This is a genomic window from Methylobacterium mesophilicum (genome assembly GCF_022179445.1).
Taxonomy (GTDB): Bacteria; Pseudomonadota; Alphaproteobacteria; order Rhizobiales; family Beijerinckiaceae; genus Methylobacterium; species Methylobacterium mesophilicum.
This window is the reverse complement of the sequence record NZ_BPQU01000003.1, coordinates 245,537-260,742: the sequence shown is the minus strand read 5'-3', so window position 1 is coordinate 260,742 and position 15,206 is coordinate 245,537. Positions and strand designations below refer to the sequence as shown.

13 protein-coding genes are annotated in these 15,206 nt (G+C 70.6%); 6 read left to right on the top strand and 7 right to left on the bottom strand.

Annotated elements, in window-relative coordinates:
• Positions 1 to 51: 51 nt before the first annotated feature.
• A complete protein-coding gene (locus MFF40_RS05700) occupies positions 52 to 1,086 on the top strand; it encodes an alpha/beta fold hydrolase (protein ID WP_147855493.1) in 1,035 nt (344 codons plus the stop codon).
• A 56-nt stretch (positions 1,087 to 1,142) separates the two neighbouring features.
• On the opposite strand, the gene MFF40_RS05695 is transcribed toward MFF40_RS05700, so the two are convergent.
• The gene (locus MFF40_RS05695) at positions 1,143 to 2,111 is read right to left on the bottom strand and encodes an alginate O-acetyltransferase AlgX-related protein (RefSeq protein WP_238259884.1); all 969 of its coding nucleotides are present in this window, start codon (positions 2,109 to 2,111) and stop codon (positions 1,143 to 1,145) included.
• 212 nt (positions 2,112 to 2,323) lie between these two features.
• Between MFF40_RS05695 and MFF40_RS05690 the strand changes: the two genes are divergently transcribed.
• The 4 genes from MFF40_RS05690 to MFF40_RS05675 are packed head-to-tail and all read left to right on the top strand — an operon-like array spanning position 2,324 to position 6,373.
• Positions 2,324 to 2,761 (top strand): GlcG/HbpS family heme-binding protein, encoded by a 438-nt coding sequence (locus tag MFF40_RS05690; protein WP_147855491.1) that lies wholly within the window; start codon positions 2,324 to 2,326, stop codon positions 2,759 to 2,761.
• Positions 2,762 to 2,763: 2 nt separating this feature from the next.
• Positions 2,764 to 4,353 carry a peptide ABC transporter substrate-binding protein gene (locus MFF40_RS05685; RefSeq protein WP_238259883.1) on the top strand — a complete coding sequence of 530 codons (1,590 nt, stop codon included), beginning with the start codon at positions 2,764 to 2,766 and terminating at the stop codon, positions 4,351 to 4,353.
• Positions 4,350 to 5,273: an ABC transporter permease gene (locus tag MFF40_RS05680; protein WP_238259882.1), complete on the top strand. Its 924-nt coding sequence runs from the start codon at positions 4,350 to 4,352 to the stop codon at positions 5,271 to 5,273. Before MFF40_RS05685 ends, MFF40_RS05680 begins: the two co-directional genes overlap by 4 nt.
• Entirely contained in the window at positions 5,270 to 6,373 is a 1,104-nt protein-coding gene (locus MFF40_RS05675; protein ID WP_238259881.1) for an ABC transporter permease, read from the top strand. Before MFF40_RS05680 ends, MFF40_RS05675 begins: the two co-directional genes overlap by 4 nt.
• Before the next feature lie 2 nt (positions 6,374 to 6,375).
• Here the strand turns inward: MFF40_RS05675 and MFF40_RS05670 are convergent, their stop codons facing one another.
• The 6 genes from MFF40_RS05670 to MFF40_RS05645 form a co-directional block, all read right to left on the bottom strand.
• Complete coding sequence (locus MFF40_RS05670; protein WP_187277906.1) at positions 6,376 to 7,332, bottom strand: D-2-hydroxyacid dehydrogenase family protein; 957 nt, start codon at positions 7,330 to 7,332, stop codon at positions 6,376 to 6,378.
• A gap of 144 nt (positions 7,333 to 7,476) precedes the next feature.
• Positions 7,477 to 9,096, bottom strand: a complete 1,620-nt coding sequence (locus tag MFF40_RS05665) for a dihydroxyacetone kinase subunit DhaK (RefSeq protein ID WP_147896572.1) — start codon at positions 9,094 to 9,096, stop codon at positions 7,477 to 7,479.
• A 119-nt stretch (positions 9,097 to 9,215) separates the two neighbouring features.
• Positions 9,216 to 10,154, bottom strand: coding sequence for a carbohydrate ABC transporter permease (locus MFF40_RS05660; RefSeq protein WP_147853615.1), 939 nt, complete (start codon positions 10,152 to 10,154; stop codon positions 9,216 to 9,218).
• Positions 10,151 to 11,107 carry a carbohydrate ABC transporter permease gene (locus MFF40_RS05655; protein ID WP_147853614.1) on the bottom strand — a complete coding sequence of 319 codons (957 nt, stop codon included), beginning with the start codon at positions 11,105 to 11,107 and terminating at the stop codon, positions 10,151 to 10,153. The genes MFF40_RS05660 and MFF40_RS05655 overlap by 4 nt, the downstream gene beginning before the upstream one ends.
• Positions 11,108 to 11,160: 53 nt before the next feature.
• Complete coding sequence (locus MFF40_RS05650; protein WP_147853613.1) at positions 11,161 to 12,471, bottom strand: ABC transporter substrate-binding protein; 1,311 nt, start codon at positions 12,469 to 12,471, stop codon at positions 11,161 to 11,163.
• Positions 12,472 to 12,552: 81 nt separating this feature from the next.
• Positions 12,553 to 13,614, bottom strand: coding sequence for an ABC transporter ATP-binding protein (locus MFF40_RS05645; protein ID WP_147853612.1), 1,062 nt, complete (start codon positions 13,612 to 13,614; stop codon positions 12,553 to 12,555).
• Positions 13,615 to 13,975: 361 nt separating this feature from the next.
• Here MFF40_RS05645 and MFF40_RS05640 point away from each other — a divergent pair, with 361 nt between their 5' ends.
• Complete coding sequence (locus MFF40_RS05640) at positions 13,976 to 15,169, top strand: fumarylacetoacetate hydrolase family protein (RefSeq protein WP_238259880.1); 1,194 nt, start codon at positions 13,976 to 13,978, stop codon at positions 15,167 to 15,169.
• Positions 15,170 to 15,206: the final 37 nt, after the last annotated feature.

Sequence of the window (15,206 nt, the reverse complement as noted above, 5' to 3'; positions counted from 1 at the left end):
TCCGGCGCTCGCGCGGTCCGGGTCGGGCCCGACCGAGGTTCTGGAGCCCCGATGAGCCGTCAGCCACGTAAGAAGTCACGCGCCGGTCGGTTCGGGATCGCGACGCTCCTGACCGGTCTCGGCTCGGCCGCCGGCCTGGTCGGCTGGAGCCGGTTCGCCGTCGATCGCCGTATGGACCTGCCGCCCGCCCTTCCCGGCCGGCATGAGACGCTGGCGACGATGCGCGCCGGCGCGCTCTCGCTGTATGGGACGGCGGACCGGGAGGGCGTGCCGCTCCTGCTGATCCACTCGATCAACGCGGCCGCGAACGCCTACGAGGTCCGTCCGCTCTACCTGCATTACCGCCAGACCCGTCCGGTCTACGCACTGGACCTGCCGGGCTTCGGGTTCTCCGAGCGGTCGCGCCGCCTCTACACGCCCCGCCTCATGGTGGAGGCGATCCGTGCGGCCGTGGCCGAGATCCGGCAACGGCATTCCGTTGGCGCCATCGACGCGATGGCGCTGTCGTTGTCCTGCTCCTACCTCGCCCGAGCGGCTGTCGAGCAGCCGGAGGATTACCGCAGCCTCGGCCTGATCAGCCCCACCGGGTTCGATGCGCGACTCTCCGGCGACGGACCTCCGGACGGCCATCGGGGACGCGACCGACTGCGCGACCTGCTGGACCGGCCGCCCCTCGGCCGGCCCCTGTTCGACGCGCTGGCCTCCCGGCCGAGCATGCGCTTCTTCCTGCAAAAGACGTTCGGTTCCAAGGACATCGACGAGGGCCTGTTCGCGTATGATTACGCCTCGGCCCACCAGCCGGGTGCCGAGCACGCCCCCTACTGCTTCATCGCCGGCCACCTGTTCCCGACGGATACGACGCGTCTCTACGAGACGTTGCGGCATCCGGTCTGGATGGCCCACGGGCGGCGCGGCGACTTCGTGGATTACCGCCTGGCGCCGCGGGTCGCGGGCCGGCCGAACTGGCGCGTCCTTACGCTGCCGACCGGCGCCTTCCCGCATTTCGAGCGGCCGGACGACATGATCGCCGACTACGACACCTTCCAGCAGAACCTCACCTGGGCGCCGCCATTGCCGCCGGCGTGATGCGAGCACGTCACCCCCAAGGCCGGCGGGATACGCGTCGGGCGGTGCTGTGCGCGTCAGCGCAGGCGCAGGAGGGCGCGCAGCCGGTCGAGCACAGTGGGGTTCAGCTCGCGCCGGACCCGCCGCTCCGCAAACGCATCGACTGAAAAGCGGTCGGCCGGCACGCGCCGGAGGAAGCGCTCGGCGATCTCGTAGACCACGAGGTCGGGCTTAACGGCGGCGACGTAGGCCCAGTCGATCTCGGCGGACCAGATCGCGTGAACCTCGCGAAAGCTCTCGGCCAGCATAGCGGTGAGGCGCGGCCCCTGGTCGAACACGTAGGAATCGCCGAACAGCACGATCCGCCGCGGATCGGCAGCCTCGGGATTGCGCATCACGGCGCGCGATCCGACGAAGAAGCCGCCCCGGCCCGCGACCCGGCCGGTCTCGCGCAGACGCACCAGGGCATTGGCCTCGCTGCGCTGGGCCCGCCGGGGGAATTCGTGGGCGAAGTAGGCCTCGTCCACCGGCGGCTTCAGCTTGCCGCCGAGATCGAACACGAAGCGCGCGGGTTGGCCGGTGGCGTCGAGGACGTGCGGTGCCGGTGCGACCGCGAGCGCTTCGCACAACGCCCGGTAGGCCGCGATGTAGCCGCGATGGTTCCAGTGCGTGTCGGTGCGCAGGTAGACCGGTTCTTCGGCCCGCGCCGCCCGCAGGGGCGCGTAGAGATCGACCAGGTCAGCCCGGGTCTCTGCCGCGAGGCGGCGGCCGAGGCGCGCGCCGGGCGGATCGGCCAAGCCCGGGAACGGCCGGTCCAGCGTGTCGGCGTGGATCGCGATCTTCTCGGGCACGATCGCGTGGACGTAGCGCGCGCCGAGGGACTCCGCCCGGCGGACGCGGCCGTCCACCAACCGCACCCACCGGCGCAGCAGGCGGCGCGTTGCCGGGGAATCGGCGTACAGCTCCACCAGTTCGTTCGCGCGGCCGACCCAGAACAGCCAGCCGTCCCGCCCAACCGCGATACCGCGCGCGCCTGCCTGAGACAAAGTTCGGCCCTGCTCCCGATGCGCCTGTCGGCGGCGCCGACACATGCCGCCCGATGGCGCCGGAAACAAGCGGAAACGCCTGGGCCGTTCAGGCGCCATGCCGTCGAGCGCGTCCGCCGAGACGACGCGCATCGCCGCGTGGTGGACCGGTCCCTTATCGATCCGTTAAGGATCGGACAGCCGCCCGGAGCGGCGACAGCCCCTGGATTCCGATGATCGACCTGACGCTCGAGGCCGCCCGCAGCATCGTGGATACCGCCCTGCGCGAGGCCCGGACCCGCGGGCTGAAGCCGATGGCGGTGGTGGTGTACGATGCCCGCGGCGCGCTCAAATCCGTTTCGGTCGAGGACGGCACGTCGCTGCGCCGGGCCGAGATCGCCTGCGGCAAGGCCAACGGCGCCCTGGCGCTGGGGCTCGGGTCCCGGGCGATCCATGCGCGGGCCGAAGCGCAGCCCTATTTCGTCGCCGCGGTGAGCCACGTCGCCGGCCCGGCCGCGCTCGTCCCGGTGGCGGGGGGCGTACTGATCCGCTCCCGCGAGGGGCGCCTGCTCGGTGCGGTCGGCATCTCCGGCGATACCTCCGACAACGACGAGATCTGCGCGGTGGCGGCGATCGAAGCCGCCGGCCTGGTGCCGGAGACCGGCGCCTGAGGATGGCGATCCGCCGGCGCGCGTGGCTGGCCGGCGTCGCGGCCCTCGCGGTCGCGCGGCCCGCCCGCGCCGGCGAACCCGGCATCTATCGCCGGGGCAACGACGCCGATCCCGAGACCCTCGATCCGCACCGCTCGTCCACGGTGGCGGAGGCGCACATCCTGCGCGACCTGTTCGACGGCCTCCTGACCTACGACAATCACGGGGCCATCATCCCGGGCGCCGCCCGGTCCTGGACCGTCTCCGATGACGGCCTGACCTTCCGGTTCGACCTGCGTCCGGACGGCCGATGGTCGAACGGCGAACCCGTCACCGCGGACGATTTCGTCTATGCGTTCCGCCGCATTTTGGCCCCGGCCACGGCGGCGAAATACGCCGAGATCCTGTTCCCGGTCCGGGGGGCGGCGGCGGTGAACCGCGGCGAGGCGGCCGGCGACGCACTCGGGGTGGCGGCGGAAGGGCCGCTCCGTCTCAGGATCGCCCTCGAACAGCCGACGCCGTATGTCCTCGAACTCCTGACCCACCAGACCGCCCTGCCGGTGCACCGCGCCTCGATCGAGCGCCACGGCGACTCGTTCACCCGCCCGGGCAACTTCGTGACCAACGGCCCCTATCGGCTGGTCGACCGGGTGCCGGGCGGCGCGATCACCCTGGAGGTCAACCCGCACCATCCCGAGGCCGGCGCGATCGCGATCCGGCGCGTCGCCTTCCTGCCGACGCCGGACCTGTCGAGCGCAGTGCGCCGCTACACGGCCGGGGAACTCGACTCGCTGTCCCAGCTCCCGGCCGACCAGATCGCCGACCTGCGCCGCCGGTTCGGCGCGCAGGTGGTCCTCGGTCCGTCGCTCGGGCTCGAAACCCTGGTGGTCAACACCCACAAGGCGCCGTTCTCGGACCGGCGGGTCCGCCAGGCCCTGTCGCTGCTCATCGACCGGGAATACCTCGCCGACGGGCTCTACGGTGGCACCATGAGCCCGGCCTATTCCCTGTGCCCGCCGGGCATCGACAACTATCGGACGCCGCCCGAGACCGCGGGGCGCCTGGGCCTGCCGATCGACCACGAGGCGCAGGCGCGCAGCCTGCTCGACGAGGCCGGCTTCGGGCCCGGCCGGCCGCTCACCGTGGAATACCGGTTCAACGTCAGCGACAACAACCGCAACACCGCGGTGGCGGTGGCCGAGATGTGGCGCGACCTCGGGATCGAGACGCGGTTCGTCTACACCGACGCCAAGACGCATTTCGCGTATCTGCGCGACGGCGGCAGCTTCGACGTCGCCCGCTACGCCTGGATCGCCGACTATTCCGACCCGCAGAATTTTCTGTTTCTACTGCAGAGCGGCAACGATGGGCTGAACGCCGGCCGCTGGTCCGACGCGGCCTACGACGCCCTGCTAGCCCGCGCGGCCGGCGAGCGCGACCTCGCCCGCCGGACCGACCTGCTCTGCGATGCCGAGACCATCGCGCTGCGCGAGTTGCCCTGGATCCCGCTGATGCATTACCGCTCGAAGGCGCTGATCGCACCACGGCTTCACGGTTACGTCCCGAACCTGCGCAACGCCGCGCCGACCCGTTTCATGAGGCTCGACGCGTGATCCGCTTCGTCCTGCGCCGCCTCGCGCAGTCGGTGCCGACGCTGTTCGCGGTGGTGGCCGTGAGCTTCTTCCTGATGCGGCTGGCGCCCGGGGGACCGTTCGACCTGGAGCGTCCGCTGGCGCCGGCCGCCATGGACAATCTGCGCCGGGTCTACGGCCTGGACCGGCCGCTGATCGTGCAGTTCGGCGGCTACCTGGCGGCCCTGGCGCAGGGCGATCTCGGCCCGTCCTTCTCGTTCCGCGATCAAAGTGTGCGCGACCTGATCGCCCGGGGGCTGCCGGTCTCGGCGACCCTCGGCGCCCTCGCCCTGGCGCTCGCGGCCTGCCTGGGGATCGGGCTCGGGACCGTGGCGGCGCTCCGGCGCGGCAGCGCGCTCGACTGGGTCCTCGGCCTCGGCGCGGCGCTGTCCCTGTCGCTGCCGAGCTTCGTGGTGGCGCCGCTCCTGCAGATCGTCTTCGGGCTGACCTTGCGCTGGCTGCCGCTGAGCGGCTGGGAGGGCGGCGCGCCGAGCCACCTGATCCTTCCGGTGGTGACCCTGGCGCTGCCGCAGGTGGGCGCGCTGGCACGCCTGACCCGCGCCTCGCTCGGCGAGGTCCTGCGAACCCAGCCGGTGCGGACCATGCGAAGCCTCGGGCTGCCGCCCGTTCACGTCACCCGGCACGCGCTGCGCGGCGCCCTGTTGCCGGTGGTCGCCTACCTGGCCCCGCTGGCGGCCGCCCTGCTCACCGGATCCGTGGTGGTCGAGACGATCTTCGGCCTGCCCGGCATCGGCCGCTACTTCGTGGAGGGGGCGCTCAACCGCGACTATACGCTGGTGATGGGCACCGTCCTGGTGGTCGCGGTGCTGGTGATCGCCCTGAACCTGATCGCCGACCTCGCCTGCGCGTGGCTCGATCCGCGCCTGAGGCGGATCGCATGAGCGGCGGCGGCATCACCACCGGTCCGGCGGCGCGCACGCTGTTCCGGCTCGGCCGCGAACGGGTGGCGATGGCCGCCCTGGCCGTGCTCGCCCTGATCGCGCTGGCCTGCCTGTTCGGGCCGGCTCTGACCGGGCACGATCCGGTCCGGGCCTATCCGGACCTGCGCCAGCTTCCGGCAGGCCTGAGGGCGCAGCCGGATTCCGAGCATCTGCGCCCGGCCCTCGAACGCCTCGCCTTCCGGATGCGGGCGCGCCTCGACGACGTGGAGCGCGACGGCGACGGCGTCGCCCTGACGCTGGGTTCCGCGGGCGCATTCGACCGGCGCAGCCTCGTCTACCTGCCGCGCTCCGACCTGTTCGGCGAGCCGCGCGTCGTCGACGGTTCGCAGGACGGGACGCGTCTGGTCGTGCGCGTGCCGGTGCGGCGCCTGTACTTCCCCCTCGGCACCGACGTGCATGGCCGCGACCTGCTCACCCGCTGCCTCGTCGCCGGCCGGGTCTCCCTCCTGATCGGCCTCACCGCCACCCTGGTCGCGCTGCTGATCGGCGTCGGCTACGGCGCGACGGCCGGCTTCGTCGGCGGCGCCGTCGACGCCGTGATGATGCGGCTGGTGGACGTGCTCTACGCCCTGCCGTTCGTGTTCTTCGTCATCCTCCTGCTGGTGTTCTTCCGGGCGAGCCTGACGCTGATGCTGGGGGCCATCGGCGCGGTGGAATGGCTCGACATGGCCCGGATCGTCCGGGCGCAGACCCTGTCGCTGCGCGAGCGCGACTTCGTCCGCGCCGCCCGCGCCCTCGGTCTCGGCACGCCGCGGATCATCTTCCGCCACATCGTGCCGAACACGTTCGGGCCGGTGGCCGTGGCGGCGACCCTGCTGGTGCCGCAGGTGATCCTGCTGGAGAGCTTTCTCTCGTTCCTCGGGCTGGGCGTTCAGGAGCCGCAGACGAGTTGGGGGGTGCTGATCGCCGAGGGCGCCCGGGCGATCGAGTCGGCACCCCACATGCTGGCCGGCCCAGCCGCCTTCCTGATCACGACACTGGTGGCCCTGACGCTGCTCGGCGACGGCCTGGCCGATGCGGTCGACCCCAGGGCCGACTAGCCTCACCCCAGTTGCCGGATCGGCGAGCCGGCGAGCCACGCCTCGATATCCTCCACCGCCTGGGTGAAGAACGTCCGGTAGTTGTTGCGCGTGACGTAGCCGACATGCGGCAGCGCCAGGACATTCGGGAGGTGCCGGAACGGACTGTCGGCCGGCAGCGGCTCGGTCTCGAACACGTCGATCCCGGCTCCCCCGATCCACCTCTCCTCCAGGGCCCGGACCAGGGCCGCCTGATCGACGATCGGCGCGCGCGACGTGTTCACCAGGATCGCGCCCGGTCGCATCCGGCGCAGCTCGGCCTCGCCCAGGAGGCCCCGGGTGCGCTCCCCGAGCACCAGATGGATGGTGACCACGTCGCTTGCCTCGAGCAGGGCGTCCTTGGACTGCGCACGCTCGACCCCGGCGGAGGCGGCCCGGGCCTCGTCGAGGTTCGGGCTCCAGGCGATCACCCGCATGCCGAAGGCGCGGCCGATCTCGGCGACGCGCGCACCGATCTTGCCCAGCCCCAGGATACCGAGCGTCGCCTCGGCCAGATCGGTCCCGATCGTGCTCTGCCACGGGCCGCCGTCCCGAAGATTCCGGTTCTCGACCGCAAGGTGGCGGGCGAGGCCCAGGATCAGCGCCCAGGTCAGCTCGGTCGGCGGCGTTGGGCTCGATTCGGTGCCGCACACCGTGATGCCCCGGGACCGCGCCGCCGCAACGTCGATCGCGAGGTTGCGCATGCCGCTGGTGACCAGCAGCTTCAGCCGGGGCAACCGCTCCAACAGATCCGCCGGAAACGGCGTGCGCTCGCGCATGATCACCAGGATCTCGGCTTGGTCGATCCTGGACACGAGGGCGCCCCGATCCGCGATGTGATCGGTGATGGTCGAAACGGCGACGCGATCGGCCAGGCGCGCCCAGTCGGCGAGGCCGAGCGCCGCGTCCTGGTAATCGTCGAGGATCAGGCAGGTTCGCACGGTGGCCGCTCTCCAGCTTCAGAAGCTGCAACGCTCGCGCAGGCGCGGTGTTCGCGAATGCCCTGACGCTTCCGGAACTGTCGAAAGGCCTCAACGACGGTTGAGGGATCGCGGTCGAAAGACTTGCGGGCCCACCAGCGCCGTTCAACCAGCTGCCGCCAACGCCTCGAACGCCAACGCAACCCCGGCCGCTCCCGGATCTTCGACGCCTGCGAGATCCGCCGCAGAGAGGTAGCTCGACCGGCCGGTGGCGGCGCGGTCCATCCGGGCCGTGGCGGCGGCGCCCGCGCGGGCGGCAGCGGAGGCGGCGTCGAGGCCGTCCGATTTCAGGGCTACCAGCGCGGGGATCAGCGCATCGAGCAGGGTGCGGTCGCCCGGGCCGGCACCACCGTAGCCCTGGACCCGGGCCACGCCCTCTTCCAGCGCATCAGGCCAGGACGCGCCGTCGGTGAGGGCGGACGCGGTCGCGGCGAAGAAGATCGAGGCCAGCACGCCGCTCGAACCGCCGACCGCACGGCCGATCCGTTCCGCCAGCGCGCGGCACAGGGCCGCCGGATCGGCCTGCGGCAGGCGGTCGATGTCCGCCTGCACCGCCCGCGCCGCGCCGGCGAAGGTGGTGCCGGTGTCCCCGTCGCCGACCTTCGCGTCCAGGGCGTTGAGCGCGCCCTCCGAGGCGATGAGCGCCCGCGTGACGGCGGCGAGCCGCGCGGCCACCGCGGGATCGCGGGACGGCGCGAAGGATTCGCCCGCGAGCCCTGCGGGAAGCGGGCGCAGGCCCGGCGGCGCGACCCGCACCGCACCGGGCCAGGCCGGCACGGGGACCGGCGCCAGCAGCGCCGCCTCGATCGCGTCGTCCAGCGGCAGGATCGACAACGATGCCCCGTGCATGTCGAGCGCGGTCATCAGCGGCGCCGGCCCGAGCAGCAGCCGCACCCGCCGGCCGAGATCGGTAGCCAGCACCGCCTGGGTCAGGACCTGCATCTCCAGGGCGGTGGCCGAGCCGAGGTTGTTCACCAGGAGCGCCAGCGGCCCGGTCGCGGAGAAGCGCTCGGTCATCAGCCGGGCCAGCTCGGCGGCGCCGGGCAGCGCGATGCGCTCGACCCCCGGCTCGCCATGGATTCCGAGACCGAGTTCCGCCTGCCCCTCCGCCAGGCGCTCGCTCCGGGGCGAACCCGGGATGGTCGCGGTCGAGACCGCGATCCCCAGGGATTGCACCGAATCCGCCACCCGGCGGGCGAGCGCCGCGACGGCCTCCAGCGACGCGCCCGCCCGCGCCGCGTGTCCCGCGACCTTGTGCACGAACAGGGTGCCGGCCACCCCGCGCGGCTGCTTGGCCGCCGGGAGCGCGATGTCGTCGGACACGATGACGGTCTCGACCTTGCGGCCGAGGGCCCGGGCGCGCTCGGCCGCGAGGCCGAAATTCAGCCGGTCTCCCGCGTAGTTCTTGATGACCAGCAGGCACCCGGCCGGCCCGGTCACCGCCAGGATCCCGGCCAGGACCGCATCGACGCTCGGCGAGGCGAAGACGTCGCCGCAGACCGCGGCACTCAGCATGCCCGGCCCGACGAACCCGGCATGGGCCGGCTCGTGGCCGGAGCCGCCGCCCGAGATCACCGCGACCTTGTCCGCATCCAGGTCGGCGCGCAGCACCACGCGGATGTCGGGGTCGCCGTCCAGCCGCGCCAGGCGACCGCCGCTGGCCGCGAGGAGCCCGGCTATGGCGTCGCCGACCAGGGTGGCGCGGGTCTCGATGAAGTGGGCCATGGCGTGACCTTCCGCGATCTCGGCCCGCAGCTCTCACACCGCGGCGCCGGCGCGGATTGTCTGAGCAATCGCAGGCCCCGGCACAATGGCCGCCGGTACGTTTTTCCGGAGCGAAGCCGCTACTCCTTGACGGCGCCGGTGAGCGCGGAGACGTAATACTCGACGAAGAACGAGTAGAGGATCACCAGCGGCAGGGAGCCGAGCAGGGCGCCGGCCATCAGCGAGCCCCACTTGTAGACGTCGCCGTCCACGAACTCGCTGACCACCGCGATCGGCACGGTCTTGTTCTGGGTCGAGGACAGGAACGTCAGCGCGTAGATGAACTCGTTCCAGCAGAGCGTCAGCGAGAAGATGCCGGCCGAGATCAGGCCCGGGAAGGCGAGCGGCAGGATGATCTTGGTGAGGATCTGCCAGCGGCTCGCGCCGTCCATGAGCGCGCATTCCTCCAGCTCGTAGGGAATGGTCTTGAAGTAGCCCATCAGGAGCCAGGTCGAGAACGGGATCAGGATGGTCGGATAGGCCAGGATCAGGGCGATCGGCGAATCGAACAGGCCGTAGGCCTGGATGATCGTGGCGAGCGGGATGAACAGGATCGAGGGCGGCACCAGGTAGGCGAGGAAGATCGCGGCGCCGACCCAGCCCGCGCCGTTGAAGCGGATGCGCACGCAGGCATAGGCGGCCAACACGCTGGCGAACAGCGACAGGATCGTAGCCGCCACCGACACGTACATCGTGTTCCAGAGCCAGCGCGGATACTGCGTCTCGAACAGCAGCTTGTTGATGTGCTTGAGCGTCGGGTCCACGACCCAGAACGGGTTGAACCGCTCCATGTCGATCAGCTGCTCGTCCGGTTTGATCGCCGTGAGCGCCATCCAGTAGAATGGGAACAGCAGCACCGCGAGGATGATCAGGAGCGGCAGGTAGGTGGTCACGAGCCGCCGCGGCAGCCGCTCCAGGTAGGCCATCCCCTCGCTGTCGTCGGTGAGCCCGGCGGGGCGGGCCGCCACGACGGAGGCGAGGCGCGGGTCGGCATGGGCGGGCGGAGCGGGTGCGCTCATCGGTCGGTTCCCCCGGCTTGCCAGGCCCGGCGCTGAAGGCCGAACCACGAGATGCCGATCGCGGCGAGAAGGAACGGTACCATCGCGGTGGCGATCGCCGCGCCCTCCCCCAGCGTCCCGGAGAGGATGCCGCGCTGGTACGACAGGGTCGCCATCAGGTGCGTGGCGTTGACCGGGCCGCCCCGGGTCATCGCCCAGATCAGCTGGAAGTCGGTGAAGGTGAACAGCACCGAGAAGGTCATCACCACGGCAATGATCGGCGTCAGCAGCGGCAGGGTGATGCGCGAGAAGATCTGCCAGTTGGAGGCGCCGTCCAGCGTCGCGGCCTCGTAGAGCGAGGGCGAGACCGTCTGCAGCCCGGCCAGCAGCGTGATCGCGATGAACGGCACGCCGCGCCAGATGTTGGCGAAGATCACGCAGGCGCGGGCCATGCTCGGCTCGCCCAGGAAATCGATGTTGCCGTCGATCACGCCGAGATGGCGCAGCGACCACGAGATGATCGAGAACTGGCTGTCGAAGATCCACCAGAAAGCGATGGCGGATAACACGGTCGGCACCACGAACGGGATCAGCACGATCGACCGGACGATCGACTTGAACGGCATGTTCTTGTTGAGCAACAGCGCGAGGTAGAGCCCGACGCCGAACTTCACCACCGAGGCCACGGCCGTGTACAGGCAGGTGTTGAACACCGAGAGCCAGAACACGTCGTCGTCCCAGAGCCAGGCGTAGTTCTCCAGGCCGATGAACGTGCCCTCGCGGCCGATCCGCGTGTTGGTGAAGGACAGCCAGATCCCCTTGAGCAGCGGGTAGGCCAGGAACAGGCCGAGGATCAGCGCCGTCGGCAGCATGAACCAGAAGCCCGCCCAGCCGCGGCTGGCACGCAGGCGGTGCCAGGCCGAGCGGGTCGGGACCGCGAGTGGAGCGGGCTGTGTCAGGGCCGTGTGCGCCATGGGTTCGCCTCGGGATCAGGGCCGCGGGTACGACACCCGCGGCCTGCAGCCGTTCAGGTGTTGCGGAAGATGCGCTGGGCGGCCCGCTCGGCGTTGCGGATCGCGGTCTTCACGTCCTCCCGGCCGGTGCAGTGGCTGGCGAACATGTCGACCACCACGAAGTCGGCGAGCACGGCGGCGATGCGCTCGCTCACCGGCGCCTGACCGCCGGCCGCCAGCGACCGCCGTCCCGCCTCGGCGAAGACCGCGTTCTTCGGGTCGCTCGTCCAGATCGGGTTCTTGGGGTAGTTCGACAGCGGCTCGCACAGGTAGCCCTGCGCCCCCTCGATCCAGGGACCGTAGTTCGACGCCTCCATCATGAAGGCGATGAACGCCTTACAGGCGTTGGGCGCCTTCGAGTACTTGAACGCCAGGATCGGGAAGGCGAGCTGGAACTCGGTGGGCTTGCCGGCGGGGCCGATCGGCCAGACCGCGTGGTCCATGTCCTCGGCGAGCTTCGGGTTGTCCTTCTTGGCGGCGGCGTAGATCGAGATGCCGTTATGGGTGAGGTACAGGTCGCCCGCCAGGAACGCCTTGTTGTTGGAGGAATCGTTCCAGGACACGGTGCCCGGCACGAAGGTCTCGTACATCGACTTCACGTATTCGAGCGCCTTGGCGGTCTCCGGCGAGTTGATCACGATCTTCTCGTTGGCGTCGACCAGGTTGCCGCCATGGGACCAGAGCGCCCAGTGACACCAGGTGTTGGCGTCGCCGGTGGCGTGCCCGAGGGCGAAGCCGGCCGGGGTGTTGTTCTTCTTGAGGGCCCGGCACAGTTCGAGGAAGCCGGCGGTATCCTCGGGGAACTTGCTGAACCCGGCCTTCTGCATGGCCGAGATGCGGTAGTTCGGGTATCCGCCGTTGAAGCCCACCGGGATCGCGATCCACTTGCCCTTGACCTTGCCGTAGGCCTCCGCCGACGGGAACCACGGGCCGTATTTCTTGGCCAGCGACTCGGCGACGTCCTCGAGCGGCAGGCACTTGTCCGGGAACAGGGCCGGGAACGAGAACAGGCCCCAGACCATGTCGGGGCCCTGCCCGGTATTGGCGGCGACGGAGGCCTTCGGCTGGATGTCGTCGAAGGATTCGTTGGTGACCGACACCTTGACGCCGGTCGCCTTGGTGAAGGCGTCGACCATCCGCAGGAACGCCTCGTCCTCGCTGGGGATGAAGCGCTTCCAGCGCAGCACCGACAGGCTGGCCCCGGGCTCGGGCTTCCACTCGGCGGTCTGCGCCCAGGCCCGGGCGAAGCCCAGCAGGTCACTGCCGGCGGCGAGGCCGGTCGCGGCGGCACCCGCCAGGAGGGAACGGCGGTCGAGTCTGGTCATCGTGGCGTCACTCCCTGGATGGATCGGCGCGCCCCGGGACGCGGTTCGTCCGGGCGGCCGGGCTCGGCAACCGAAAACGGGTCAGGTCGGCAGGCGTCGTCCGGACTCGGCATCGAAGAAGTGCACGCGGTTCGGCCGCAGGTAGACGGTCTCGCCGGGGCCCTCGCCGACGCGCTCGCGCAGCACGCAGGTGAAGTCCTGGCCCTGGGCCCGCACCGCCAGCATGGTCTCGGACCCGGTCGGCTCGACCACCACGACTTCGGCGGCGATCCCATCGCGCGCCAGATCGAAATGCTCGGGCCGCATCCCGAGGACCAGCTTCCGGCCCTCGGTGCCCACCGGCGCCTCGTTCAGGGGGATCGTCAGGCCCGAATCCGCCGCGAAGACGAGATGCCCGTTCCTCCGGACCGTCCCGTTCACAAAGTTCATCGCGGGGGATCCGATGAAGCCCGCCACGAACAGGTTGTCGGGCCGGTCGTAGAGTTCCAGCGGTGGCCCGATCTGCTCGACCACGCCGTCGTGCATAACCACGATCCGGTCGGCCATGGTCATGGCCTCGATCTGATCATGGGTGACGTAGATGGTCGTGGTCTTCAGGCGCTGGTGCAGCTCCTTGATCTCGGTGCGCATCGCCACGCGCAGCTTGGCGTCGAGGTTCGACAAAGGCTCGTCGAACAGGAACACCTGCGGATCGCGCACGATCGCCCGGCCCATGGCGACGCGCTGCCGCTGGCCGCCGGAGAGCTGGCGCGGGTAGCGGTCGAGGAGATGGGTCAATCCGAGGATCTGCGCGGCCTTGCTGACGCGCTCGTCGATCTCGGCAGCCCGCGCCTTCCGGATCCGCATGGAGAACGCCATGTTCTCGCGAACCGTGAGGTGCGGGTAGAGCGCGTAGTTCTGGAACACCATGGCGATGTCCCGCTCCTTGGGCGGAACATCATTGACGACACGCTCACCGATACGGATCTCGCCGCCGGAGATATTCTCCAAGCCGGCAATCATCCGCAGCAACGTCGATTTTCCGCAGCCCGAAGGTCCGACCAGGATCACGAACTCGCCGTCCCGGATGTCCACGGACACGCCGTGCAGGACGTTCGTCGATCCGAAAGCCTTGCGAACCTCGCGGATTCCCACCGAGGCCATGCTTCCTCCCAATCAGGGACGCTCTGACGGCGACTCCTGTGTGAGCAGTACAGTTGAGCGTCCAACGGAAAGCAAGTCGGTGAAACCTGAATTTTGAATCATATCCCGTTTCTGTCAGGGCCTTCCTGCGGGATCCCGCATCCTGACGACCGGGTCGGAGTTCGGCGTCGGTGGCCGCTCGGCCGGGTTCGGTTGGACTTGCCCGGCAGCCCAGGATCGGTGACGAGGCCGCCGGCATGAAACATCCCGCCGGCGCCTGAGCCGTCACCGGATGCTAAGGCGATGGCATCGGCCCCGCTGCCGGTGCGCCGGCCGGGCAGAACCGAAGACGGCGGGCGGGATCCCGAAGGAAGAGGACGGTATGGCACATTCCGGTCTGACCGCAGGCGAGATCCTGCCCACCGACGGCGTCCGGGGTGCATTGGTCGGCCGGGTGTGGCGCCCGGATGTCGGCGGACCGAGCGTGGTGGCGATCCGGGCGGGTTCGGGCGGCGAGGCGCGCGTCGTCGACGTCACGGCGCGCTTCGCGACGGTCAGCGACCTGTGCGAGACGCCGGACGCCGCCGCGGCTCTGCGCGCCGCAGAGGGCGCGGATCTCGGCAGCCTCGACGCGATCCTGGCCAACACCCCGCCGGACGGCCGCGACCCCGGACAGCCGTGGCTCCTCGCCCCGGTGGACCTCCAGGCGCTCAAGGCGGCCGGCGTCACCTTCGCGACGTCGATGCTGGAACGGGTGATCGAAGAGCGAGCCCGGGGCGATCTCGCGGCGGCCGCGGCGATCCGCACGGAAGTCGAGCGCCTGGTCGGGCACGACCTGCGCCGGCTCAAGCCCGGCTCGTCCGCCGCGATGGCGCTGAAGGAGGTCCTGGTCGCCCAGGGAGCCTGGAGCCAGTATCTCGAGGTCGGGATCGGGCCGGACGCGGAGATCTTCACCAAGGCGCAACCGCTTTCGGCGGTCGGCTGCGGTGCCGACGCCGGGCTGCACCCGGATTCGCACTGGAACAACCCCGAGCCGGAAGTCGCGCTGGCGGTCTCATCGCAACAGAAAATCGTCGGCGCGACCCTCGCCAACGACGTGAACCTGCGCGATTTCGAGGGCCGCTCGGCGCTGCTGCTCGGCAAGGCCAAGGACAACAACGCCTCCTGCGCCCTGGGCCCGTTCCTCAGGGTGTTCGACGAGACCTTCGACCTCGACGACGTCCGGCGCACCACCGTGACGCTCGAGGTGACCGGCACCGACGGGTTCCGGATGGAGGGCACCTCCCCGCTCGCCGAGATCAGCCGCGACCCGGAAGAATTGGTCGGGGCCCTGATGGGCCGCACCCACGATTACCCGGACGGTGCGATCCTGCTGCTCGGCACGATGTTCGCGCCGATCCAGGACCGGCACGGTCCCGGCCTCGGCTTCACCCATGTCGAGGGCGACCGCGTCGTCGTGGCGAGCCCGGAACTCGGCAGCCTCGTCAACCGCATGCGCCCCTGCGACGCCTGCGAGCCCTGGACGTTCGGCGCCCGCGCGCTGATGCGCAACCTCGCCGCGCGCGGGCTTCTGTGACAGAGCCTGACGCCCGCAGCACTCCGGACCATACGGC